Raw genomic sequence first — 24,853 nt, 5'->3', positions numbered from 1 at the left:
GAAATATTTTTTTATACTCTATAAAATCGATGATAAACGTCTTGTCCTTTTGTTTCCACTTTGATGACATCAATTACTTTCTTCTCTATTAAGTATTCTAACAGAACACCTAGATCTACTGAATAATAATTAAGTTCCGGATGATCCATTAACTCTGCAATTGTCCAAGGATCTTCTTTTGTACTCATTATTTCAACTAAATGCTGTGAACCCGTATTCGTCCTAGAGTAAATAAGAAATTCACTCGCAAGGAAAAGAAGCTCCAATCTTTTTTCAAGCGTTTCCTCACTACTAATCAATTCTTTATACAACTTATAGATTTCAGGTTCCATATGTTTCACTTGGTTCCAGACTGTAACTTCTGGATAAAAACCTTGTTCTATTACTTCCAAACGAGCTAAGTGATGCAGGGAATGAACAATATGGTTATATGCATCAAGATAATGACCTTTTTCAAAGAAGCCTTTTCCATCCATATATCTGCGAATTAACTTCGCAAACTCCATCCCTATCTTCAACTTTCTTCCATAAAAAGGGAACTCTCGAATTTCGGTTTTCAAATGATCCAAATATTCATTTCGGTCAAAGAGGACCTTTCCGTTATAAATCCAGTCAACTACTTTTCGGTTTGTACCTAATAGAAGCCATTCTTTTAGTTGTTCTTCCTTTACGATATGTAAAGCTGCCTTTTTGTCCTGATATGTGTAGTGTTTTAAAAACACTGCCTCTTCTGCTTCATCTACAATAACAAAAAGAATGTAGTCAAATGTATCGGTAATCGGGCTATTATTTTCTCTTTTTTCTATTAACAAGATTCCAAGTGTAGATTTTAAACTTGCTCGCTCTTGATAAATCGGGCGAAGGATATCTTCCATTATAAATTCCTCCAAAACCTTTTTTTTTTTACATTCGACAAAACTCTTCAAAATCCTGTATTTCACCTAGATGATATTTACAAAAACAACATATTCAAAAGTAATATGTATCCTTTATTTCTTTTTTGTTCCATCCGTAGTTTATGTTATAGTTAAAGTTATATTTTAGGAGGGACAATCCATGGCTAAATATTCTAGCAAAATCAATAAAATCCGTACATTTGCTTTAAGTTTGATTTTCATCGGCTTTATTGTGATGTATCTTGGACTTTTCTTTAAAACACACCCTATTGTTATGACACTTTTTATGGGTCTAGGTCTTTTATTCATAATTGCAAGTACCGGCGTTTATTTTTGGATTGGAATGCTTTCTACAAAATCGATCCAGGTTGTATGTCCTAACTGTAGTAAACCTACAAAAATATTAGGGCGTGTGGATATTTGCATGCATTGTGAAGAACCATTGACCCTTGATAAAAAGTTAGAAGGCGAAGAATTTAACGAAAAATATAATCGCAAAAGCCTGCAAGACTAAATAACCCCTTAAGAGAGCTTATTTATCCCAGGCAGATGGTCCAAGATTAATTGTATCATTTTTTTGCAACAAAAAAAAAGTTCCAACCAAGTGGCGGAACTTTTTTTAATGTGCTTCTTTTTTTGAGCACTCTGTACAGTCTCCATAGATTTCCATCCGATGGTGACTAACATTGAAACCGGTGACCTGTGCTGCAAAATGTTCGACTTCGTCCAATGCCGGATAATCAAAATCTACAATTTTTCCGCAGGTTTGGCAGATTACATGATAATGATTCGTCGTTACAAAATCAAATCTTGCTGAAGAATCACCATAGGTAAGTTCTTTAACCAATCCTACTTCTCGGAACACACGCAAGTTGTTATAAACCGTAGCCACACTCATATTGGGAAACTTACCTTCTAGCGCTTTATATATATCATCTGCGGTAGGGTGGGACATAGAGCTTATCAAATATTCAAGTATCGCATGGCGTTGAGGAGTTATTCTTACACCGGTATCTTTAAGGGAATCCAACGCTTCTTTTAACTGAACTTCAGACACCGCCATCCACCTCTTTTTTCTCATTAAGTATGAATTATTAAATTATAATATTTATAAATAGTGTACCTTTTATACGTTGATTTTGTCAATATTTCATCTGTTTATCGATTCATTTTTAGTTTATTCATTACCCCTTTAATTCTTTCCTATTTTTCTAATTGTGCCTAGTATCCTTTTGATTGATCAATGACGTTGATAAAGTCTTTTCCATCTATTCAGGAATTCATGCATGTTTTTTTCGAAAATTGAAAAGGTTCTAGGTAAATATTCACTGCTTTTACTCGAAAGATGCGGTGTGACCGTTACATTTTCCATACGCTAAAACGGATGCTCCTTATCTAAAGGTTCTGGATCGAATAAATCTAAAATGGCATGAGCAATTTCCCTGTTTTGTAAAACCTCTATCAACACTTCCTCTTTAACCAGATCACCTCGTCCAATATTCACGAAGACAGCAGAACCTTTCATAGCTTTAAAGTGTTCTTTTTGCTACAGATTTTGTCTTTCAATCGTACTTGGCAGAACAGATACGATGTAACTTACTCAGAGAGCCCATAAAGACGATCAAGTGCTGCACAGGATTTCCGCTACGATTGACCCCAATTGTGGTCATCCTAAAGGCTTTCCCAAGACGCGCTACCTCTCCGCCAATTGCACCAGCACCAAGAATGAGTATCGATTTCCCATTCAATTCTCATACTTCTATCTTTCTATCCCACAGCTCGACGTCTGCTTCATTCATGATAAGCTGTTTCAATTTCTTTTCGTACTGTAAAAGCATCCCAATCGTGTACTACCAAAATCCCGCGCTTCTCAATGACTTTAAAAGGCATTAATTCCATACCTGCACTCATAACCATAACCCACTTTAAATTCGGTGCTTTCTCAATTGTCTCATCTGTTAAATCTTCGCCGTATGGAATTAAGATTTTTGCTTCACGAAGTGGTTCATCCTCTCAATCCCCTTGATAAATGAAATTCAAAGCAGGAAAGGTATCCTCCATCTGCTTTTGGATGTCTTCTTTTGGAATAATTATTGAAAGTACTAACATGTTTATCTCACCTTTTAATTAACATAAAAAAAACACGGGCTCTGTATGTCCCGTGCAACTTTCTCTGAGGAGGTATTCCCTTAATAAAGCATATTCAGGTGTCCTCTTTTTGAGTTGGACAAAAGCCTTACCCCTGTTAAAAAAGGCTTTATTTTAATAAATTTGGATTTAAAGCACTTAGTTCCGGCAACATAAAAATGCCATCCCTTCGGATCAGAATGTCATCAAAGTAGATATCACCACCGCCATATTCAGGACGCTGGATCAAAACCATATCCCAATGTGTAGAAGAACGGTTACCATTATCAGCCTCTTGATAGGCTTGGCCAGGAGTTAGATGCAGACTGCCACATATTTTCTCATCAAACAAAATATCGTCCATTGGCTCCAAAATGTAAGGATTGATTCCAAGCGCGAATTCCCCAATAAAACGGGACCCTTCATCTACATCGAGAATCTCATTCATTTTAGAATTTTGATTAGAAACTGCTTTCGTGATTTTCCCCTTTTGTATGGTTAAAACTATGTCACGAAAGGTGATTCCTTGATATGTTGAAGGTGTGTTGAAGGCTACCCTACCATGAACACTCTCTTTTACGGGTGCCGTGAACACTTCCCCGTCAGGGAGATTATTTTTCCCAGCGCATATGACAGCCGGCATTCCTTTAATGGAAAAGGTGAGATTTGTCCCAGGTGAAACAATCCGGACTTTTTCAGTACGCTCCATCAATTGCTTAAGCGGTTTCAGTGCCACTTCCATTTTCCCGTAATCCATTGTGCACACGTTTAATAGAAAGTCTTCGTACTTTCTAAAACTCATACCGGCTTTTTGTGCTAATCTGACAGTCGGGTAATTAAGTAAAACCCAACGCCGGTTGTTTACATAGAAAAGAGTCGACGACTTCATCGCTTCCCCATGAAGACGATGCCTCTCTGCAGGAACTTCTGCCAATTCAGCATCGTTTTCTTCACTGGAGATGATTATTATCGCATCAATATCAGTATATTTCCTCAAAGTCCATTGTGATAAGGTATCAAGTTGTTCCTTCACATTCCCTTTTAACAAGTGTCGGCTTATTTCATCGTCTTCCAGTTCGACATATGGATATGCACCGATTCTGTATGTTTCATCAATCAGCTCTTTCAATAGCGGTTTCATGTTGATATGACCCCGTATCAAGATTCTCTCTTTTGGCTGTAATTGTACGGAATGATGAATCAGCCTTTCAGCAAGCTTGGTTATTCGCTTATCCTTCATCTGGCTGTACCTTATTTTTCTAGATCACGAAGAGTTTCAAGCGCTTCTTCGACATGGCCTTTGACTTTTACCTTACGCCATTCTTTAACTATCGTTCCTTCCTTATCAATCAGAAAAGTTGAACGTTCAATGCCCATATATTCCTTGCCGAAGTTCTTTTTTAATTTCCATACATCATATAATTCAGCAGCTTCTTGATTTTCGTCAGCTAGTAGCAGAAAAGGTAACCCATATTTTTCAATAAATTTTTCATGACGCGCCGCCGGATCTGGACTGATCCCTATGATGACAGCATTCAATTCCTCAAACTGCTCATTGTGGTCACGGAAATCACAGGCCTCCGTTGTGCAACCAGGCGTCATGTCTTTCGGATAAAAATATAAAACAACGTGTTTGCCCTTAAAATCCGATAGGGAAACTTTTTCACCGTTGTTTGCAGGAAGTTGAAAATCCGGTGCTTTTTCTCCAATTTTAACAGTCATTCTTACCCCTCCATTTCTTTCATTATGGTAAGCGTACCCAATAATTGAAAGAAACACAACTTTCATTTATTCTTCCTTTCCTTCTGTTCTAAGTCAATCACTGTCCGGATCACAAACGCAGCCGGGAGAGTGTATCCAATGAACGCCTGGATTGTCGCAATCATCCTGCCCATGCCTATCGGGGCTATATCTCCATACCCTACTGAAAACATTGTCATTGCACTAAAATAAAAAGAAGTCTTCAGTTGCTCGTAAAAACTGCCGTCTAAACGATTGCCCTTATCAAGAATCACCGAATGATTCTGAAGCTCGTATAATAAATAAATCAGTGCAAAACCTACTAATATCGTCGCATATAAATTGCCGAGCCATAGCATATCCTCTAGAGAAAACTTTTTTCCTCCCGACTCAACAAGAAATAACGTTCGAATGCTCATCACCATGCAAAAAATAATCCCTGCAATCAAGATGTAAAAAGTCATCCCCCACGCCTCATTTCAAAACAACCCACTCCCCCTATACATACTCCCCGTCCAAACAATATATTCTTTATTTAGGGGTCAGACCCCATTTCCCAACATTCACATCCTTAAACAAACCTAGGTGCACCAATAGTTTTGTCGATATAGGGCGGGGTCAGGCCCCATTTCCCGAGACTTTTTTCCTTGTTGACCATTTTAGTCGGGATATGATAAGCTTGTCTAAATTTTTATAATAGTTTTTATTTTATAAATATTTGTTGCCTGCAGTTTAATTTACAGCGGGTTTGTGAAATTTCATATGTGGAAATAGGTTCCTATTTTTTTTAGGATTAAAAGGGAAGTCCGGTGTAATTCCGGCACGGTCCCGCCACTGTAATAGGAATGTTAGCGCTATGCAATATGCCACTGATTTTCGGATTGGGAAGGCCTGCCGCTAATAAGATTCCTAAAGTCAGGAGACCTGCCTGTTTCGACAACACTGTTTTAACCTACGGAGAATAGGGAAGTGTTAGGGACCTTATAATTTTAAGGGGTTTTTGTATACCCCTTTATTTTAAGCATTTCTAACTTTCTCTTTTGACGGTTAGGGGTGCTTTTTTTGTTGTTATTTTATTAAAAGAAAAAAGAATGTAGGAGGATGGGAATATTGAAAAGTAGTAGTTTAGGGTACCCGCGAATTGGGGAAGATCGTGAATGGAAACGCACATTAGAAGCTTACTGGTCCGGAAAAATCGATGAATCGGAGTTTACGGCACAGCTAGAAGCCATCCGTTTAGGCAACTTACAAAAGCAAAAGGACCAAGGTATAGATATTATTCCTGTCAATGACTTTACTTTATATGATCAAATGCTCGATATGTCTGTAATGTTCGGTCTTGTTCCTGAGCGTTATTCAGCCTATAAAGGCGGCACTGTTCCCCTTTCTGTATATTACTCTATGGCTCGCGGAAACAAGGATGAAGTTGCTTCTGAAATGACGAAATGGTTCAATACAAACTATCACTATATCGTTCCCGAATTAAAACCGTCGAAGCTGACTTTGACAGAAAATAAACCACTTGCTGCTTATCGCGAAGCCAAAGAAAAACTAGGAATTGAAGCTAAGCCCGTTTTAGTCGGACCTTATACTTTTATTACTCTGTCTAAAGGCTACAATAAGCAAGATGTACCTGGAATCATCCTTAGTCTCCTGCCTTTATACACACAAATTCTGCAAGAGTTAGAACAAGAAGGCGTGAAGTGGGTGCAAATGGATGAACCCTCCCTTGTTTCATCCATTTCTAAAGATGATATGCAAACTGTTACTTACTTATATGAAAAATTGAATGAAGCAGCTCCAAACTTGAACATCATGCTACAAACATACTTTGATGCGGTAGAGCACTACCAAGAAGTTATTGAATTACACGTTCAAGGGATCGGTCTTGATTTTGTCCATGATAAAGGGAAAAACCTTAGTAATCTTCAAGAATTCGGCTTCCCGAAAGACAAAGTGCTCGGTGCAGGTGTGATTGATGGGAAAAACATATGGCTTTCCGATTTATCGAAAAAGAATCAGTTGATCAATACCCTCACAAAAAACGTAGCCGAAGACCAAATTTGGCTTCAACCCTCTTGCTCCCTGCTTCATGTACCAGTAACGGTTCGTAATGAGACGGCTCTTACTAAAGAAGTGCAACAGGCCCTTGCTTTTGCTGATGAGAAGCTTGAAGAAATCACTCTACTAGTAAAAGGTAGTAATCAAGGTGCCGAAGCAATTGCTGAAAAAGTAGCCGCTAACAAATTAGCACTTCAAACGTTAGCAAATTCAAACGCGCGAAACCATAAAGACGTCCAAACTGGTGTCGAACAGGCGAAGAGTCAAACAGCCGGCCGTCAGCTGCCATTTAAAGAGCGTTATCACAAACAACAGGAATTTTTCAAACTGCCTTTCCTTCCATCAACAACAATCGGAAGCTTTCCGCAGACAGCTGAAGTAAAACAAGCTCGCGGGAAATTCAAACGAGGAGAATGGACGGCTGCTCAATATGAAACATTTGTTAACGAGGAAATCAGCAAATGGATCGATATCCAGGAAGAAATCGGCTTGGATGTTCTTGTACATGGAGAATTTGAACGAACAGATATGGTTGAATTTTTCGGCCATAAACTGGGCGGATTCGTTTTCCTCGAAAAAGGCTGGGTACAATCTTACGGTTCTCGCTGCGTAAAACCGCCTGTTATCTACGGCGATGTTCATTTCATCGAGCCGATGACGGTCCGGGAAAGTGTGTACGCGCAATCCCTGACGAAGAAAACGGTAAAAGGAATGCTGACAGGTCCTGTAACAATTCTGAACTGGTCATTTGTACGTGATGATATTTCAAGGGAGAATGTTTGCTACCAGTTAGCTCTTGCCTTGGAAAAAGAAGTGAGAGCGTTAGAAACTTCCGGAATCAAAATGATTCAGGTGGATGAGCCTGCCCTTAGAGAAGGTCTGCCATTGAAAAAAAGCGACCGCGATGAATATTTAAAATGGGCTGTGAACTCCTTCCTGATTTCCACTTCAAGTGTGGAAGATACAACTCAAATTCACACGCATATGTGTTATTGCGATTTCAACAGCTTCATGGATGTCATCTCTTCCCTGGATGCCGATGTAATTTCCATAGAAACATCTCGCAGCCACGGTGAACTAGCTACCGCATTTGAGGAAAAAACGTATGAAAAGGGTATTGGTCTAGGCGTATATGATATTCACAGTCCACGGGTTCCTGCAGTCGAGGAAATGGTCGATATGATTGAACGAGGCATCAAAGTATTGGATAAAGATCAATTTTGGATTAACCCGGACTGCGGTCTGAAAACAAGGGGCGTTCCTGAAACCGTTGCTTCTTTGAAAAATATGGTGGAAGCCGCAACAATCGTTCGCAAAAACCTACTGGTCAATCAACAGTCAAATGACTGAAAAAGGTATTGATCTTACAAATGCTAATCCTATCCGGCAGTCACGGACTTTTTTAACAGATCTTGTTTTCCCACCAGATACGAATCATCACAACACCATCTTTGGCGGTAAGGTGATGGCCTATGTAGATAAAATCGCCTGCATTTCAGCAATGCGCCATTGCCGAAAACCGGTTGTGACCGTATCAAGTGACTCCTTTGACTTTTTGGCACCCATCAAGACAGGGGATGCGATTAACCTTGAGGCCTATGTCACCTGTGCCCATCGGACGTCGATGGAGGTATTTGTGAAAGTAGAGCGAGAGAACTTATTAACCGGCGAAAAGCAGCTTACAGCCCGTGCTTTTTTAACGATGCTAGCAATAGACGAAGATGGAAAGCCCACCCCCGTTCCTCAGGTATTTCCGGAAACGGAAGAGGAAAAGCAGCAATTTGTTCAAGCACAAGCTAGATATATTGAAAGAAAGAATAAGCGTAAATAAGAAAAATCCCTTCAACAGTGTTAATGTTGAAGGGATTTTTTTAGTTTCCGGCCCCTCGGTACCTTTTCACTCCCTGATTCCAAATGAAAACAGATACAGTGAAAAAGACAATCCCGATAACCGGTGTTGCAAATGCATAAACATACCACTCTTCTTTTCTAAGAAAATAAGAGGCTGGATACACGCCGACAAACGCAAATGGCAGCACCCATGTAAGTACAAACCGAATGACCTTGTTATAAATATCAACAGGATAGCGGCCGTAGTTCCCGATATTGTACATCATTGGCATGATTGACGTTTTCGCATCCGACCAGAACCCAATACTTGCAATTGCTACAAAGATGGACGCATAAGCAAGTGCCCCACCGATTGAAAAAATCACAAAGAGAATAGGGTCATACCAGACAAGCTCGAGATTCAACGAAGCACCCGAATAGAAAATAATGATCAGGCCGGTCACAACACCAAATAATGATTCAAGCTCAATTCTTTCCAAAATGACTTGAAACAGACTGTGGATTGGCCTAGTTAATATTCGGTCCATCTCACCTTTAACGATATAGCGATCGTTAAAATCCCAGATATTAAAAAATGAAGAAAAAAGAGCAAATGGTATAAGGAAGAATCCGTATATGAAAATAATTTCTTCACGGCTCCAACCGCTTAAAAATTGCGTATGTCCGAAAACAACTAAGATAAATACCAGATTCACAACCTGATTCAATAGGTCAGAAAGAATTTCCATGAAAAAATCGGCACGGTACTGCAATCTCGTTTTCATATATTGGCTTACATATTGAAAAAACATCGATACATAGAACATCTCATCAACCTCCTTGAATAATCAGCTGTTTTTTTGCGACTATCCATAAAAGCTGAATTGGTATTATGAGAATGATGACCCAAATAAATTGCTGTAATAAGGCCATGCCGATATCGCCTGAGCTATAACCATTTGTGAAAATCATACTTGGTACATAGCTGATCCCTTGAAAGGGCAAATACTTCATTACTTCTTGCGCCCATATTGGGTAAAAACTGATTGGTAGTAACAGCCCGGAAAATAAATCAATGATGACTCTTTTTGCCCGGATCAACCCTGCGTTGTTATATAAGAAAAATGTAGTGATTCCCGTCAATAAGTTAATTTGTGTATTAATGATGAAACTGAACAGCAAGGAAATGCCGAATATTCCCCACGTTGCCGGTTCATGTGGCAATTCGATAGGAAAAATAAAAGCTACCAGCAGCATACCTGGAATGGAAAAGAAGAAGAAACGGAATATTCCCTCTCCCAGTCCTTGCATCGTCTTCATGCCTAAGTAGTTATAAGGTCGAATCATTTCGATGGCAACTTTGCCGTCTTTTATTTCATTAGCAATTTCACGGTCAATATTATTAAAATAAAAAGCACGCGCCATCCAGGCAACCGCTACATAGGTTGTCATCTGCATACTTGAAAGTCCTTCGATGGAGCTTTTATCCCCATATATCGCATTCCATAAGAAATAATAAGCACCAATATTGATGCTATAAATTAAAATACCGGTATAATAATCCGTTCGATACGCAAGCATCATCAAAAAACGCATGCGAATCATAGCAAGATATTTCCCCATGGTCCTCTCCCTTCTTGTCAGACACGTTGTTTCTTAATGGTACGAGAGTCAGACCGTGCCTTCTTCATAAATATTACGAACAATCTCTTCGATAGAGGTTTCATGAATTTTGACGTCCTTAATTTTAAAATGTGATACGACCGCAGAAACAAGCTGTGAAATATGATCGCTTTCCTCTTTCATCATAGCCATGTAAGTTTGATGTTTTTCATCGTATACCCAGTTCGCGGTAAACGGCAGCGGTAAGGATTGCAATTCGTGTAACTCAACTGGCTCAATAAATTGAAAGTGAACCTGTTTTTCCTCCGCCCAATTATCTTTCAAACTCTGCAGTTCCCCATCATAAATAATCTGGCCTTCATCAAGCATGATTACGCGCTCACACAAAGCCTCTATGTCTCCTAAGTCATGGGTAGTCAAAAGGATTGTCGTGTTATATTTTTTATTGATTTCTTTCAAAAACTCGCGAATTTTCATTTTCACGAGCACATCAAGGCCAATCGTCGGCTCATCTAAGAACAGCAGCGGTGGATTGTGAATCAGTGCTGCAGCAAGCTCACAGCGCATCCGCTGACCAAGTGAAAGTTTACGCACCGGTTTGTCGAGCAAAGGGCCGATATCGAGCGTCTTGATCACATGTTCCATATGGTCGTTATATTGTTCATCTGATACTTTGTAGACTTTTTTCAGCAACCGGAAGGATTCTTGGACTGCGATATCCCACCACAGCTGGGAGCGCTGACCAAATACAACCCCGATTGTCTGCGTGAACTTTTCCCGTTCTTTATGTGGATTCATGCCATTTACCGTAATTTCACCCGCTGTTGGCTCTAAAATACCTGTCAGCATTTTAATCGTTGTCGATTTCCCTGCACCATTTTCCCCGATATAAGCTACCATCTCACCCTTTTTTACAGTAAAATTAATATCGTTAACAGCAGGAACAATTTTATAATTTCTTGTAAGTAAATCGCGAAAGGCCCCTTTTAAACCAGATCGGCTTGATACCGACTTAAATTCCTTCCGCAGCTGTTTCACTTGAATTGCATCACTCATTCTATTATTTCCTCCGTAATCTCTTGTCCTAATGAATTAGTTTATCCAACCTCAGCTTTTTAGACAATAAAAATGCCTAGATGCAAAGGACTATTTTCAGGGCAAATTTTGGCGTTGCATGAGATACATATATAAAGGAGACAAGTATGCTATGAATATTAAACAATTATTACTATCCCAAATCGAAAAGGTCGTTATCGATCTTCGATATGATTTCCTTTACGAAGATGAATACGATGAAATATTATGCCAAGTTGTTCAAAGGGATTCCTCCGGATCGATTGAAAACACCCCCTTAAGCTTCCACTTGCATATTAATGAAGAAAAAGGAACCGGCCACCTTATCTTCTACCAAGCCCAAGGTGAAATCAAACGCCAAAGCTTTGACATCGAAAACCCTATCACCATCCTGAACATCCTATCCTTTATAACTGAAGTTTTGGGGTCAGACCCTATTTCCCAAACAAAATAAAATGCGAAGAAGCCTGCTGTTTCTAGGGTTTCAGCGTTTTTATTAGGGGCCAGACCCTATTTCCCAACCTTTCACCCCAGATTTCTGGCCAGAAAAGTGCTATGATTAAGGGGATTATGATTGTATTTTTAGGAGGTTTTTAGATTGGATTTTAGTAATTCAGAGCTTTTACATAAAGAAGCATTGGAGCATATTGTCGGCGGGGTCAACAGCCCTTCTCGTTCTTATAAAGCCGTAGGCGGCGGTTCACCGGTAGCCATGGATCATGCCAAGGGAGCTTACTTCTGGGACGTCGATGGCAACAAGTATATCGATTATCTAGCGGCATACGGGCCGATCATCACTGGCCACGCCCACCCCCATATAACAGAGGCGATTACAAAAGCAGCTGAAACAGGTGTTTTATACGGTACGCCCACCAAACACGAAGTCAAGTTCGCCAAAATGCTGAAAGAAGCGATTCCATCCCTAGATAAAGTCCGCTTCACCAATTCAGGTACTGAATCTGTTATGTCCACCATCCGTGTGGCCCGCGCTTATACTGGACGCGACAAAATCATCAAGTTTGCCGGCTGTTATCATGGTCACTCCGACCTTGTTCTCGTAGCTGCAGGTTCAGGTCCGTCTACGCTTGGAACACCGGACTCTGCTGGTGTGCCGAAAAGTATTGCACAAGAAGTCATCACGGTGCCTTTCAACGATATCGAGCCATTTAAAGAAGCGCTTAACAAATGGGGCAATGAGATTGCAGGTGTCCTAGTCGAGCCGATTGTCGGCAACTTTGGAATCGTCGAGCCAAACCCAGGCTTCTTAGAAGAAGTCATCTCTCTATCTCATGAAGCCGGTTCACTCGTTATTTTTGATGAAGTTATCACCGCTTTCCGTTTTATGTACGGTGGAGCACAGGACCTTTTGGGAATTCAGCCTGACCTGACTGCCCTTGGAAAAATAATCGGTGGAGGCCTTCCAATCGGCGCTTATGGCGGTAAAAAAGAAATCATGGAAACTGTAGCACCGCTCGGACCTGCCTACCAAGCAGGAACGATGGCAGGTAATCCAGCTTCCATGCTTTCTGGGATTGCATGCTTAGAAGTTCTAAAAGAAGAAGGTCTATACGATGATCTTGATCGCTTAGGAAAAATCCTCGAAGAAGGTATCCTAAAAGCAGCTCGCCAATATAATGTCCCTATCACTACTAATCGCCTTAAAGGGGCTTTAACCATCTACTTCACAACAGAAAAAATTGAAAATTATGAGCAGGCAGAAAACACGGATGGCGAAATGTTCGGTAAGTTTTTCAAGCTTATGCTTCACCAAGGCATCAATTTGGCACCGTCAAAATATGAAGCTTGGTTCTTGACAATAGCTCACACAGATGATGATATCGCTTATACTCTAAAAGCGGTTGAACATGCATTCAAAAACCTAATATAAGAAATAAAAAAGCATAATTATGCAATTTTTATACACCTCCAAGATGCACATCATTCTTGGAGGTTTCTTATTTCCTTTAAATAAATCATTGAAATTGGCCTTTAAAGCATTTTTTCATAAAATTGACACTAATCCTCTCATCCAATCTATTGTATAAAAAATTGATTTCTGAATATTTAAATGATATGATATCAATACATTTATATACAATTTCTTTCAATCAATTAATAACTTAAACGTTTGTTTAAGTTTACTAATATTATCCTCGTTAAATCAAATGCTACAGGAGGTGAAAGGCAGAAAATAAGGGAAAACCTTATTCACGCCAAACATATGACTCAACAATGGACACCTGCTTCATTCAAAGAATTTTACAGAGAAGAACATGATGCCTGCGGAATTGTTTCCTGCATTGAAAAAAAGAAAATCCCAACCAACGAAAATATCTTTGCCTGTATCGACGCTTTGGTTAAAATGAACCATCGCTGCGGCTTTATTAATGGTGAAGGAGATGGCGCCGGTATTCATATTGATATTCCTAGGGCTCTCTGGAAAAAGAAGCTTGAAGCGGAAAATATCGATTCCAGCATCGTCGATCAAGATGCCTTCATAGTCGGCCACTTATTTTTAAGCAATAAAACAGAAGCAAATGATTTGAAAATCGAAGTCAAAGAGAAACTCCTTCAACACGGGCTTTCCTTGATCTTCGAAACAGATAAAGCATACCGTTCTGAAGCATTAGGGCCGATTGCCATTCAAGAAGACCCAATGTTCTGGCAATTTGCCTGTTCATCCACAATCGAAAACCACCAGGAGCTTTCCAATGCTCTTTTTGAACTAACTTCCGACATCGAAAAAAGTGATTTTATCCATGTTGCTTCTCTAAGCCAGTATCATGCGGTCTACAAAGTAATGGGGGCCGGAGATACGCTTCCTGCCTATTACCATGATCTTGCTGACCCTTTAGCCGCTTCCACTATGACCCTAGGACACAATCGTTTTTCAACTAATACTCTATCAAGCTTTTTCAGGGTCCAGCCCTTCAGTGTGCTTGGACATAACGGCGAAATCAATACTATTGCCAAATTGCGTGATGAAGCAAAAATGATTGGGGTTCCAATCGCAAAAGACGGGAGTGACTCCCAGGATTTAAACAAAACAATTGAAACATTTATCTGTCGTCATGGCTACTCTTTGTTTGAGGCAATCGATCTTGTTTTCCCTCCAATTATTAATGAAATCAAGGAATATCCTGAACACTTACAAAACTTATATACGTATTTACGAGAAGCATGGGGACATTTTGCACAGGGTCCTGCTGGAATTATCTCCCGTTTTGGCGACGAAGCAGTTTTCTCTGTCGACTCTTTAGGCTTGCGTCCACTTTGGAATATTGAAACGGAAACATCCTATATGTTCACTTCTGAACCAGGTATCATTTCTTCTAATGAATATACAGGAGATCCAAAACCATTGGGTCCAGGGGAAAAAGTCGGCTTGAAATGGAACGGTGATTCTATTGAATTGTACAACTACAAAGATTTCCAGGATAAGGTGTTTGAGCTTTTCAATAATCGTTTTGTTCTTTACAATGATCTAGTTCGCTTACAGCCACAGTTTTTTGAAAAAGTGGTCTCCATGACAAACACACAAGCCATTCATAACGGCCAATATAAAGCCTTTGGCTGGGAAAGAGAGCATGTTCAATTAGTCGAACAGATGGCCGAAAAAGGAGCTGAACCTATTCGTTCACTAGGTCACGATGCACCACTGGCCGCCCTCAATCCTCAGCGGACAAATATTGCAGATTTCATTAAGGAAAGTGTCGCCGTCGTAACCAACCCAGCGATCGACCGGGATCGGGAAACCGAGCACTTCTCAACAAGAACCATCATTGGGAAACGACCTTCTTTATTTGAAGCAAAAAAGGCGGGGAAAGTTACGGAGCTTCTAACTCCTTTACTAATTGAAGGATTAACAGGTTATGAATGCTCTTCTATTGTTTCGCAGCCTAGCTACGATCAATTCGTTAAATATAATCAAGATCAAAAACTAGTACATTTTATTTCAAGCACTTTTACAGAGGATGAAAGTATTCCGGATGCATTAACCAGAATTACCGATGAAGCAGTTAACGCAATCGATGAAGGTAAAACTCTGCTCGTTTTGGATGATGCCCTCGCCCATCAAAACGGAAATCTTTGGCTTGATCCACACCTTGTCACTTCAGCAGTCGATCAAGCATTAGTCAATACAGGTAAACGTAGGGATTGTTCCATTCTTTTACGTTCTGCATCACTAAGATCCCTGCATGATATCATTGTTTCTTATGGACTTGGAGCCAACTTAATCAGTCCGTATTTCATGTTCCTATCCTTATCTTCTGATGATCTTAAGGGTGTTACCAATCTATATAACTCATTGACAAAAGGACTCGAGAAAGTTATCTCCACCATCGGCATTCATGAACTACGCGGCTATGGACGACTTTTCTCAAGCATCGGCTTGCATGAGGAAATTGCCAATTATTTAAATATCGCTAACTTCTTTGGTTCAAATGATTTAGACTATAACTTTGACAAAATAAAAGCCGACGCCATACAGCGTGCGGTAGATTACAATAATGAAAAAGAACGGATGGGTAAAACCTTTCATTTATTCCCGAGGATTTGGAAATCGATTGGAGAAGTTGCTTCAACCGGGGACTATGACGCTTATCGCGAAAAAATTACTGAACAAGAAGAGTCCAATCCGACAACGATTCGTCATTTAACATCCTTAAAAGCTTCCGATTCATCTGTCCCTTCCGAAGAAGTCAGTCTTTCTATCGGCGAACAGGAGCTGCCATTTGTCATTGCCTCTATGTCCTTTGGATCTCAAAATGAGATAGCTTTCCGGGCGTACGCAGAGGCTGCCGAACGGTTAGGTATGATTAGTATGAATGGTGAAGGTGGAGAAATTAAGGATATGCTGGGCAAGTACCCGAAATCCCGCGGACAGCAGATTGCTTCCGGCCGTTTCGGTGTCAACGCAGAGCTCTTAAACTCTTCTAATCTATTAGAAATTAAAATTGGGCAGGGGGCAAAACCTGGTGAGGGCGGACATCTTCCCGGCTCGAAGGTTACCGCGAAAATTGCGGAAGCCCGGAATGCAACCATTGGTTCTGACTTAATCTCCCCTTCCAATAACCATGATATTTACTCTATTGAAGATTTGGCGCAAATGATCCATGAGTTAAAAACGGCAAACGACAAAGCCAAAGTCGCCGTTAAGGTACCAGTTGTTCCAAACATTGGTACGATTGCAGTCGGTGTCGCCAAAGCTGGCGCCGATATCATCACGCTTTCTGGTTTTGATGGCGGAACAGGTGCAGCTCGGATTCATGCCCTCGAACATGTTGGTCTTCCAGTTGAGATAGGTGTGAAGGCGGCCCATAACGCGCTCCTTGAATCCGGGATTCGTCAAAACATTGAAATTTGGGCTGATGGCGGGTTAAAAAGCTCGATGGATATATTAAAATTGATGTTGCTTGGGGCAAACCGTGTCGGCTTTGGAACCCTTTCGATGATTGCAGTTGGCTGTACAACGTGCCGTGGCTGTCACCTTGATACATGCCATGTTGGAATCGCCACTCAAATCGAATCGGAAGCCCAAGCAAAAGAACATGGGCTACGCCGCTTTGTTCCTCGAAAATTTGATTTAGCGGTTCAAGGATTAACGAATATGTTCACTGCGTTTGCCAAAGAACTTAAAGCACTGACCGGATCTCTTGGTGTGAAGAATCTTCAAGATATTGTTGGTCGCTCTGATTTGCTTCAGCAAGTTAAAGGTCAACAAACACTGGATTTAACATATTTATTAAAAAACCTGGATATAACGCCATTCTCTAATAAAGAAAAAGCGACTTATTTGAACGAGGGTTCCATGCAGGTTGCTGTAGGTGCAGAATACCTGGATTCACATGTGGAAGAACTGCAGCAATCCCGCAGCTATAGCTCGATCACATCCGAGCAGCGTGTACTCGGTAGCCGGGTATCCTGCCACCGGGTCCGAGGCAGACTCGATGGATCATACAAAAAACTTCCTCCTGTTCACCTATCCTATCAGGATGGCTCGATTCCAGGTAATGGACTTGGGGCATACAATACCGAAGGAATCTCGATTAGCGTAAATGGCGGCGCCCAGGATGGAATTGGTAAAACATCGATTGGTGGAAATATCGCCATTTTTAAATCTCCCGGGAAAGATGGAAAGTTTTATAATGGATCAGTCGGTAAAGGCTTCGGATATGGCGCACAGCACGGTCTCCTTATTGCCCAAGGCGATGCCGATGCCAGGGCAGGAATCCGGCTTTCCGGAGCAGATATGATTATTGGCGGACTGCTGAAGCAACCCATTCCAGCAAAGGAAACTGGAAATATTGCGGTAACTTCCAATATTAAGGGATTTGCTTTTGAATATATGACAAATGGAAGAGGATTGGTTCTAGGTGATCCGGGTCCATGGATCTGTGCAGGGATGACCGGCGGTGTGGTTTATTTACGTCAACAACCTGAAGCTGGATTAACGAAAGAAGTTATTCAAAAGCGGGTTGCAAAAGGAGCGAAAATTTCAATTGAGGCGCTTTCTAAAAAAGGTCTTCAAGACGTGACTGAACTTCTTGGAAAATACGTGTCTCTGTTAAAAGATCAAGGCCAAACAGAAGAAGCAACTTCTCTAGAGACTTTGCTTCAACACCCTAGTAAACATTTCCTTCAAGTTGTTCCTGTTAAAGAACAAGCGGATCCAGCTGTATCCACTGAGTAATAAAAAGTTCTCACTTGAAAGATACTTGGCAGCTTAAGTCTTAATATTATCGAAAAAGCTGATGCTCTTTATTTTGAGCATCAGCTTTTTCCAATAGTATTCTTCTATTTACACTGCCTGAAGAGAAAGACATATGAGGTAATTACACGTATGATAAATTGCCTCTATTTTCTTTATACATTAGACTTAAAATTACCCATTGTAACTTTTAGGGAATTCCTGTATATTACTTTTTGTTTACTTCCTCTTATTTTAGTGTAAAGTACTAACAAATAAGTTAGAATACAACTTTAAGCAATAGTCTATATATAACTAGAGCCTTTGTTATAAAAACCTATTACATTACAAAGAAAGGATTAACCTATATATGAAGTTTGGTGCCCGCATTCTCAAAACAGGAATAGCGATTGTTTTAGCTCTTTATCTTTCGGAACTACTTAATCTTCCTGCTCCTGTTCTTTCTGGGATTGCTGCAATTTTTGCAATACAGCCGACCATTTATCGTTCTTATCAAACGGTATTGGAACAAGTACAAGGAAATATAATCGGGGCGTTGGTAGCTGTTTCCTTCGTATTGATATTCGGAAATGACATTTTTATAATCGGCCTAGCCGTGATGGTCGTCATAACCATCAATTTAAAATTAAAAATGGATAAAACAATTGTACTTTCTATCGTGACGGTTATTGCCATTATGGAAAGTCAGCAAGGTGAATTTCTAAACTTTGCCTTTATTCGTCTCTCATCTGTTTTACTGGGGATTGTCTCATCTTTTATCGTCAATCTTGTTTTTCTCCCACCTAAGTATGAAGCAAAGCTTTATACACGCATAACAGATGTGACGGAAGATATTTTAAAATGGATTCGAATTAGCACAAGACATGCTACTGAACACACATTATTGAAAAAAGACATCAGCAGATTAAAAGAAGAGTTACTTGATCTAGAACATATCTATTCCATGTACAAAGAGGAACGTGAATATTTCAAAAAGAACAGTGTTGCTAAAGCCAGGAAGCTAGTTGTATATCGACAAATGATTATCACCACAAAAAAGGCGTTTGAAACTTTGAAGAGAATTCATAAATTCGAGAATGAACTTTATCAAATGCCTGAAGATTTCCAACGGAGTATCTTGCAGCAGCTTGATTCCCTAATTCGTAAGCATGAACAGCTGATATTACTGCATATCGAAAAAATTAAAGCGATTGAGGAAATTGAAGATTGGGATCAGGATTGCTTAAGTCGTAAAGAGCTTCTTGCCCACTTTTTTGAACAGCAAAATCAAGTGGACGAAATGCATGATAACTTGGGCCATCTTTCTGCCCGCCTTGTACCGTTGATTTCAGCCGTCATAGAGTATGACGAACAATTGGAGCATCTTGAAAAGCTAATTGTCAGCTTCCAGTCCTTCCATAAGGATGACAATGAAATCTCTGTCCAATATGAAGAAGATTAATTAAAAAGACGGTTCCTCGGAACCGTCTTTTTTCGTTTTTCTATTTATTGTACTTCTATTCAATCTTCCAAAAGGTGTTGATCTGCTGCCTTTTCAAGCCTATCCAATTTCATTAATAAATCCTGCATCTCATCCTCTGAGAATGTGTTAAAGTTCTTACCCATTAATCGGTTATGCTCCGCAAGGACTTTACCCAAAATTTCTTCCCCGCCCTTTTTTAATTCAAGGTTAATGACTCTGCGGTCCTTTTCTGAAGGCTGCCGTTTCACATAATCCATTTCGACCAATTTATCTACAAAAACAGTAATCGCACTCGGCTTCACCGTCAAAAAGTCAGCCAGTTGAGTTGATTTAATTGACCCTTCTCGCTTTAATATCATCAATATGAAAAATTGAGGCGAAGTCAATCCATAAGGCTGAAGATTTTTGACAACGATATTCCGAAGTTTCTTCCTGATTCGAAAAATCTGCATTTCTACACTATTGGTTACTTCCCATTTAAAATCCAGCCTTCTCACTCCTTATATAGGACAATCCTACCTTAAATTTAAATAAATGATAAAGTATTGTCAAATCTACTCATCTTTTATCCTTAAAGCCGCAGTTCTTCCCCTCAATTTTCCCATTAGGGTTTATTTACCATCAGTAACTCCGAATATATTACATGACAAAAATTAAGTAAACTGGTAAACTTTTTATTTAATAATATTAATACTTATAAAAATTAATATTTATTAAACTTAACTAATATGCTATAAACATAGAAGGCAGGTGTTAATTAGGTCACGTCAGTTTTTTATAGAAGGACCTGCAACAAATCGTGTGACAATTTTTTAGAGCAATTCAATTGAATCATTATCAAAAATTCTTGGAGGCGAAAAACACGTGAATAAAGGACGTTTAATTTTAATCAATGTCATTGGATTAGTGGTTATTTTGGCAGTTGTAGGCGGAGGGGCTTATTACTATTATGAAAGCACGAATTTCATCAAAACAGATGAAGCAAAAGTTACAGGAGATTTATATACGATCGTAGCTCCTGCTTCTGGAAAACTAACAGATTGGGACCTAAAAGAAGGCGACATTGTCAGTAAAGACAAAAAAGTGGCTAAAGTAGCAACGGTAGAAGGTGACCAAACTGTAAAAACTTCAGCTCCAGGTACAGTTGTTAAAACACAGGTATTAGAGGATCAACTTGTCCAAGCAGGTCAAACTCTTGCACAGACCATAAATATGGAAGAACTATCGATAACAGCTAATATTGAAGAAAATAAACTGAAAAACATTGAAAAGGGTGATAGCGTCGATATTATCATCGATGGAGATCCCGATACGGTTTTCGAGGGTACATTAGAACAAATCGGTTACGCAACCACATCAGTCTTTTCAGTGATGGGTAACCAAAATAGTAGCGGAAACTATACAAAAGTCACTCAAAAGGTTCCAGTTACAATTTCCATTAAGGCTCCTTCTGATAAAGTATTACCAGGCATGAACGCCGAAGTGAAGATATCAACAAAATAATCTTGCCAACTCAGGTTTACAGAAAGGAGGTTGGCTTAAATGGCTCCTCAAACAATCTCAGTAAATGAAAACAAAGGAATGAAACAATATGCTCCCATGTTAATCATCTTAATGCTTGGCTTGTTCATGGTCATCTTGAATCAAACCTTGCTAAGTGTCGCGATGCCGAGAATGATGGCTGAATTTAATGTCGCAGCAACTACGATTCAATGGTTATCCACTGGTTTCATGCTCGTCAATGGGGCATTGATTCCTTTGTCCGCTTTTTTAATTGAGCGTTTTGGCACGCGCGTCTTATTCCTCGCTGCCATGTTTTTATTCACAGTCGGAACTCTTATCTGTGGTATTGCACCAAATTTCCCTGTTATTCTTACCGGCCGGTTAATTCAGGCAGCTGGTGGCGGGATATTACAGCCATTAGTCATGACGATCATCCTTTTTATCTTCCCTCCAGAAATGCGTGGGAAAGGAATGGGAATCTTTGGGCTCGCTATCATGTTTGCCCCTGCCATCGGTCCAACTTTATCTGGTTGGGTCATACAGGAATATAGCTGGAGAGTCATGTTCTATGCAATGGTGCCATTTGGCATAATCATCATGACACTAGCCTTTTTAAATATGCGCAATGTGGCAGAACCCAAGAAAATCAAATTGGATATATTAGGTGCATCCTTATCTCTGATAGGTGTAGCATCCCTACTATACGGTGTAAGTGAAGCAGGTTCAAAAGGCTGGTTAGACGCTATCGTTCTAGGAACCATCATCGTTGGGCTTCTCCTTCTTACCCTATTTGTAGTTCAGCAGCTACAATCGGATACACCGATGCTCGATTTCCGTGTGTTTAAGTACGATATGTTCGTTTTATCAAATATTATTTCAGCTATCGTGACGGTGGCGATGTTTACCGGTATTTTCTTGTTGCCGATTTATTTACAAACGCTAAGGGGATTCACACCTGTTCAATCTGGTTTATTGATGTTACCGGGAGCACTTGTGATGATGGTGATGTCTCCTATTTCGGGAGCTTTATTTGACAAAGTCGGACCTCGTCCATTAGCACTTGTTGGTTTGATTATTACAGCAATCACAACCTTTGAATTCGCAAACCTGACTACAGAGACGACCTATTCGACTTTGGTTATCTTCTATGCCATTCGTTCTCTTGGAATGTCTTTACTGATGATGACAATTATGACAGCTGGGATGAATCAGCTTCCAAAGCATCTGAATACACATGGTACTGCGATGAGCAATACGGTGAAACAAGTAACCGGGGCCATCGGAACAAGCTTTGTTACGACCATTTATACAACTCGTGCTTCTTTTCATGGCATCACTTTAGGAACGGATATGAGTGGTAGTGACCCTGGTTTTGTGCAAAATTTCCAATCAATGGTTCAATCCATCATGAGTTCCATGAATCAAACTAGCGAACAGGCACAGGAAACCGCAATGTCACTGATTTCCACCCAAATCCAGGGTCAAGCAAACGTAATGGGAATCAATGATGCTTTCTTTTGGGCAACAGGCTTTGCAGTTGTCGGCATTGTTCTCTCACTGTTTTTGCGTGACGTTCGGAAGGACAAAACATTTAAACAAACTAAACAAAAGAAAATGGATGTACCTTTATTGCCTTCACCAGTAAAAAAATCAGTTTAACCAAATAGGGGGATAAGAATGAAGATCTATGTTATATACGACAGTGAAGGCAACCACACGAAGGCACTTGCCGAAGCAATCGCTCATGGAGCCGCTATGGTTCCTGGAGCTGAAGTTCTAATTGATCATGTAAACGAGGCGGATGTTTATAAGCTTCCAGAAATGGACGCCATCATTTGGGGCTGTCCCGGACATTTCGGAACCATCAGTTCGAGTCTGAAAACCTGGATTGATAAACTAGGCTATCTATGGGCGGAAGGTACACTGATCAATAAAGTCGGGGCTGTATTCTGTACTACGGCTACCTTACATGGCGGGCTGGAGGCTACGATGCTGAACTTGATTACTCCGATGCTTCATCAGGGGATGATCATTGTCGGTTTACCTGGTACTGTTCCTGAAAACGCATTATACGGGTCTTATTATGGTGTGGGAATCAGCTGCCCACCCGGCGTGGATGACAGCATCACCACAAAGGACTTCCAGCTTGGAGAAGCATTAGGAAAACGGGTTGCCCATGTCACCCGATCATTCATAAACGAGCTCTAGGAGGCTTGATTCAATGGGCATAATTCTAATTATTATCGTTGCCATTTTAGCGGTTACGGGTTTAATTACTTTTAATATCAAAGCGTTATCCCCTGATGAGAAGCCGGTCGTTGAGGAAGAGCACTCTTTAGAAGAGTCCGCTTTTTCCCCAGAAATTGACCTTAGTACCGAAATCATTGTCCAAAAGGACAGGGATGAACTGAAAATGAAGGATGATGATTATCGTTTGGTGCTTTCTAATCTTCACAGTCAACTGAACTCAAACGATGATTCATCTGAAGAAAACAATCCAACCGTTCGCAAAATGAAGGATGAAGAATATCGCGGCACGTTAGAGGATATTCAGCAAAATGGCAAATAATATAAGATCCTCACATTGGCGTTAGACCATGTGGGGATCTTATTTTATAATTCAGAGTATAAGGGAATCTAAAGGGCTGTTGTCGCCTTAAGCTTACCCATCGACGAGTTTACTTTACTTTTTTTTCTGGTTGACAATTATTCACAGAGACTTTAAGCTAAGGTAATGCAACACCATCATTTTTAAACTCAGCTTTTGTTGAGAGACGGAATTTTAAAAGGATTTCCTTTTTTCGTTCGTCACTTGCCCTTTAGGCAGGTGGCGATTTTTATTTTTATAGGGGTGAAAAATTATGCAACTATTGAAGTATTCCATAATGGTTTTAATCGGCTCTATCTCATACGGTACATTATCCACTATGATTAAGTTTGGATTCATGGACGGCCATTCTTCCGGAGAATTAGTCGGAAGTCAATACCTGGTCGGCTGGCTGATTGTCTCTGTTTTATTTCTTTTTTCGTTTAAATATAAAGTTTCATGGAAAAGTGCCGGATTACTTTTATTCACAGGGATGATGTCCACTTTTGTCGGGAAGGCATATGCCGTCTCAGTATCAGAGCTTCCAGCTTCGATAGCCGTGGTATTTTTATTTCAGTTTACCTGGATCGGCGTCCTAATCGAAAGCTTTCTAAATAAAAGACGTCCGGATAAAAATAAACTCATTGCCATTTTCGTTCTATTTATCGGTACGTTATTAGCTGGAGCAATTTTTGGCCAGCCTCTCTCTGCACTTAGTTTTAAAGGAGTATTGTTTGGCCTTTTATCGGCGTTACTTTTTGCTCTTTATATGTATTGTAACTCTCAGTTCGCCGTTGGAGAATCTTCCATGAAGCGGTTGTTTTTCATTGCAACAGGGGCGATGCTGACTGCTGTATTCACTACTAACCCTATCACACTTGTAACAAATCTGGTTCAAACAAACCTATGGTATTATGGTCTACTGCTTGGCACGTTGGGTGTCCTTGTTCCTTTCTTTTTCTTTGCTGTCAGTATGCCGAAAGTTGGTGTCGGGCTTGGCACGATTCTTTGTGCGGCAGAATTGCCCTCCGCGATGGTCGTTTCGGTTATCTTCCTAGATGAACAAGTTACATCCCTGCAGTGGTTCGGAATGTTCTTGATTATTATCGGAATTGCATTACCTGAGGGGATAAAGCATCTCACTAGATTTCTTCCTAATAGTAAAAGGACTTCGCACGAAAAAAGAGTATCCTAATGAATATAGCAGGTTCTTTTAACTGGAAGTATTGCAGGCTAAA

At 40.1% G+C, this 24,853-nt stretch carries 24 protein-coding genes and 1 riboswitch; of the genes, 12 read left to right on the top strand and 12 right to left on the bottom strand.

Annotation, left to right across the window (positions count from 1 at the left end; genetic code table 11):
• Positions 1-11 precede the first annotated feature (11 nt).
• Positions 12-875 carry a nucleotidyltransferase-like protein gene (locus RE409_RS03685; RefSeq protein WP_201182779.1) on the bottom strand — a complete coding sequence of 288 codons (864 nt, stop codon included), beginning with the start codon at positions 873-875 and terminating at the stop codon, positions 12-14.
• Between the two features lie 181 nt (positions 876-1,056).
• Between RE409_RS03685 and RE409_RS03680 the strand changes: the two genes are divergently transcribed.
• Complete coding sequence (locus RE409_RS03680; protein WP_053344507.1) at positions 1,057-1,410, top strand: YgzB family protein; 354 nt, start codon at positions 1,057-1,059, stop codon at positions 1,408-1,410.
• A 105-nt stretch (positions 1,411-1,515) separates the two neighbouring features.
• On the opposite strand, the gene perR is transcribed toward RE409_RS03680, so the two are convergent.
• The 7 genes from perR to RE409_RS03645 all read right to left on the bottom strand — a co-directional run bounded on the left by perR (position 1,516) and on the right by RE409_RS03645 (position 5,227).
• On the bottom strand, positions 1,516-1,959 hold the full coding sequence (gene perR, locus RE409_RS03675) for a peroxide-responsive transcriptional repressor PerR (protein WP_053344506.1): 444 nt from the start codon (positions 1,957-1,959) through the stop codon (positions 1,516-1,518).
• Between the two features lie 312 nt (positions 1,960-2,271).
• A complete protein-coding gene (locus RE409_RS03670) occupies positions 2,272-2,400 on the bottom strand; it encodes an NAD(P)-dependent oxidoreductase (protein WP_309558556.1) in 129 nt (42 codons plus the stop codon).
• A gap of 58 nt (positions 2,401-2,458) precedes the next feature.
• Complete coding sequence (locus RE409_RS03665; protein ID WP_277950978.1) at positions 2,459-2,644, bottom strand: NAD(P)-dependent oxidoreductase; 186 nt, start codon at positions 2,642-2,644, stop codon at positions 2,459-2,461.
• A 43-nt stretch (positions 2,645-2,687) separates the two neighbouring features.
• The gene (locus tag RE409_RS03660; protein WP_397443444.1) at positions 2,688-2,843 is read right to left on the bottom strand and encodes a hypothetical protein; all 156 of its coding nucleotides are present in this window, start codon (positions 2,841-2,843) and stop codon (positions 2,688-2,690) included.
• A gap of 310 nt (positions 2,844-3,153) precedes the next feature.
• The gene (locus RE409_RS03655) at positions 3,154-4,263 is read right to left on the bottom strand and encodes an aminopeptidase (RefSeq protein ID WP_201182781.1); all 1,110 of its coding nucleotides are present in this window, start codon (positions 4,261-4,263) and stop codon (positions 3,154-3,156) included.
• Between the two features lie 11 nt (positions 4,264-4,274).
• Complete coding sequence (gene bcp / locus RE409_RS03650; protein ID WP_053347943.1) at positions 4,275-4,745, bottom strand: thioredoxin-dependent thiol peroxidase; 471 nt, start codon at positions 4,743-4,745, stop codon at positions 4,275-4,277.
• A gap of 62 nt (positions 4,746-4,807) precedes the next feature.
• Positions 4,808-5,227 (bottom strand): potassium channel family protein, encoded by a 420-nt coding sequence (locus RE409_RS03645; protein ID WP_309558555.1) that lies wholly within the window; start codon positions 5,225-5,227, stop codon positions 4,808-4,810.
• Between the two features lie 291 nt (positions 5,228-5,518).
• Positions 5,519-5,710: riboswitch (cobalamin riboswitch) on the top strand.
• A gap of 154 nt (positions 5,711-5,864) precedes the next feature.
• On the opposite strand from RE409_RS03645, the gene metE reads away from it, so the two are divergent.
• A complete protein-coding gene (gene metE, locus RE409_RS03640) occupies positions 5,865-8,174 on the top strand; it encodes a 5-methyltetrahydropteroyltriglutamate--homocysteine S-methyltransferase (protein ID WP_309558554.1) in 2,310 nt (769 codons plus the stop codon).
• The gene (locus tag RE409_RS03635) at positions 8,167-8,655 is read left to right on the top strand and encodes an acyl-CoA thioesterase (protein ID WP_201182787.1); all 489 of its coding nucleotides are present in this window, start codon (positions 8,167-8,169) and stop codon (positions 8,653-8,655) included. Before metE ends, RE409_RS03635 begins: the two co-directional genes overlap by 8 nt.
• Before the next feature lie 40 nt (positions 8,656-8,695).
• Here RE409_RS03635 and RE409_RS03630 read toward each other — a convergent pair whose 3' ends face one another.
• From RE409_RS03630 to RE409_RS03620, 3 genes are read right to left on the bottom strand one after another with little or no spacing between them, the layout of a single operon-like run.
• A complete protein-coding gene (locus RE409_RS03630) occupies positions 8,696-9,481 on the bottom strand; it encodes an ABC transporter permease (RefSeq protein ID WP_201182789.1) in 786 nt (261 codons plus the stop codon).
• Between the two features lie 4 nt (positions 9,482-9,485).
• Complete coding sequence (locus RE409_RS03625) at positions 9,486-10,277, bottom strand: ABC transporter permease (RefSeq protein ID WP_056522169.1); 792 nt, start codon at positions 10,275-10,277, stop codon at positions 9,486-9,488.
• Positions 10,278-10,325: 48 nt separating this feature from the next.
• Positions 10,326-11,333, bottom strand: coding sequence for an ABC transporter ATP-binding protein (locus RE409_RS03620; RefSeq protein WP_053344498.1), 1,008 nt, complete (start codon positions 11,331-11,333; stop codon positions 10,326-10,328).
• 151 nt (positions 11,334-11,484) lie between these two features.
• Between RE409_RS03620 and RE409_RS03615 the strand changes: the two genes are divergently transcribed.
• From RE409_RS03615 to RE409_RS03600, 4 genes are all read left to right on the top strand, one after another.
• The gene (locus RE409_RS03615; RefSeq protein ID WP_201182791.1) at positions 11,485-11,805 is read left to right on the top strand and encodes a hypothetical protein; all 321 of its coding nucleotides are present in this window, start codon (positions 11,485-11,487) and stop codon (positions 11,803-11,805) included.
• 144 nt (positions 11,806-11,949) lie between these two features.
• Positions 11,950-13,239 carry a glutamate-1-semialdehyde 2,1-aminomutase gene (locus RE409_RS03610; RefSeq protein WP_309558553.1) on the top strand — a complete coding sequence of 430 codons (1,290 nt, stop codon included), beginning with the start codon at positions 11,950-11,952 and terminating at the stop codon, positions 13,237-13,239.
• 333 nt (positions 13,240-13,572) lie between these two features.
• On the top strand, positions 13,573-18,045 hold the full coding sequence (locus RE409_RS03605; protein ID WP_309559233.1) for a glutamate synthase-related protein: 4,473 nt from the start codon (positions 13,573-13,575) through the stop codon (positions 18,043-18,045).
• A gap of 367 nt (positions 18,046-18,412) precedes the next feature.
• On the top strand, positions 18,413-19,504 hold the full coding sequence (locus RE409_RS03600) for an FUSC family protein (RefSeq protein ID WP_053344494.1): 1,092 nt from the start codon (positions 18,413-18,415) through the stop codon (positions 19,502-19,504).
• A 59-nt stretch (positions 19,505-19,563) separates the two neighbouring features.
• Here RE409_RS03600 and RE409_RS03595 read toward each other — a convergent pair whose 3' ends face one another.
• On the bottom strand, positions 19,564-20,022 hold the full coding sequence (locus tag RE409_RS03595; protein WP_309558552.1) for a MarR family winged helix-turn-helix transcriptional regulator: 459 nt from the start codon (positions 20,020-20,022) through the stop codon (positions 19,564-19,566).
• Positions 20,023-20,389: 367 nt separating this feature from the next.
• Between RE409_RS03595 and RE409_RS03590 the strand changes: the two genes are divergently transcribed.
• From RE409_RS03590 to RE409_RS03570, 5 genes are all read left to right on the top strand, one after another.
• A complete protein-coding gene (locus tag RE409_RS03590) occupies positions 20,390-21,028 on the top strand; it encodes an HlyD family efflux transporter periplasmic adaptor subunit (protein WP_201254230.1) in 639 nt (212 codons plus the stop codon).
• 54 nt (positions 21,029-21,082) lie between these two features.
• The gene (locus RE409_RS03585) at positions 21,083-22,687 is read left to right on the top strand and encodes a DHA2 family efflux MFS transporter permease subunit (RefSeq protein ID WP_397443443.1); all 1,605 of its coding nucleotides are present in this window, start codon (positions 21,083-21,085) and stop codon (positions 22,685-22,687) included.
• Positions 22,688-22,705: 18 nt separating this feature from the next.
• Positions 22,706-23,236, top strand: a complete 531-nt coding sequence (locus RE409_RS03580) for an NAD(P)H-dependent oxidoreductase (protein WP_201182804.1) — start codon at positions 22,706-22,708, stop codon at positions 23,234-23,236.
• Between the two features lie 13 nt (positions 23,237-23,249).
• The gene (locus RE409_RS03575) at positions 23,250-23,597 is read left to right on the top strand and encodes a hypothetical protein (protein ID WP_201182806.1); all 348 of its coding nucleotides are present in this window, start codon (positions 23,250-23,252) and stop codon (positions 23,595-23,597) included.
• Positions 23,598-23,889: 292 nt separating this feature from the next.
• Complete coding sequence (locus RE409_RS03570; protein WP_201222126.1) at positions 23,890-24,810, top strand: EamA family transporter; 921 nt, start codon at positions 23,890-23,892, stop codon at positions 24,808-24,810.
• Positions 24,811-24,853: the final 43 nt, after the last annotated feature.

The sequence above is a fragment of the Peribacillus sp. R9-11 genome, assembly GCF_031345095.1.
In the GTDB taxonomy this organism is placed as follows: domain Bacteria; phylum Bacillota; class Bacilli; order Bacillales; family DSM-1321; genus Peribacillus; species Peribacillus butanolivorans.
The sequence above is the reverse complement of the archived record's forward strand: the minus strand, read 5'-3'. Positions and strand labels throughout refer to the sequence as shown.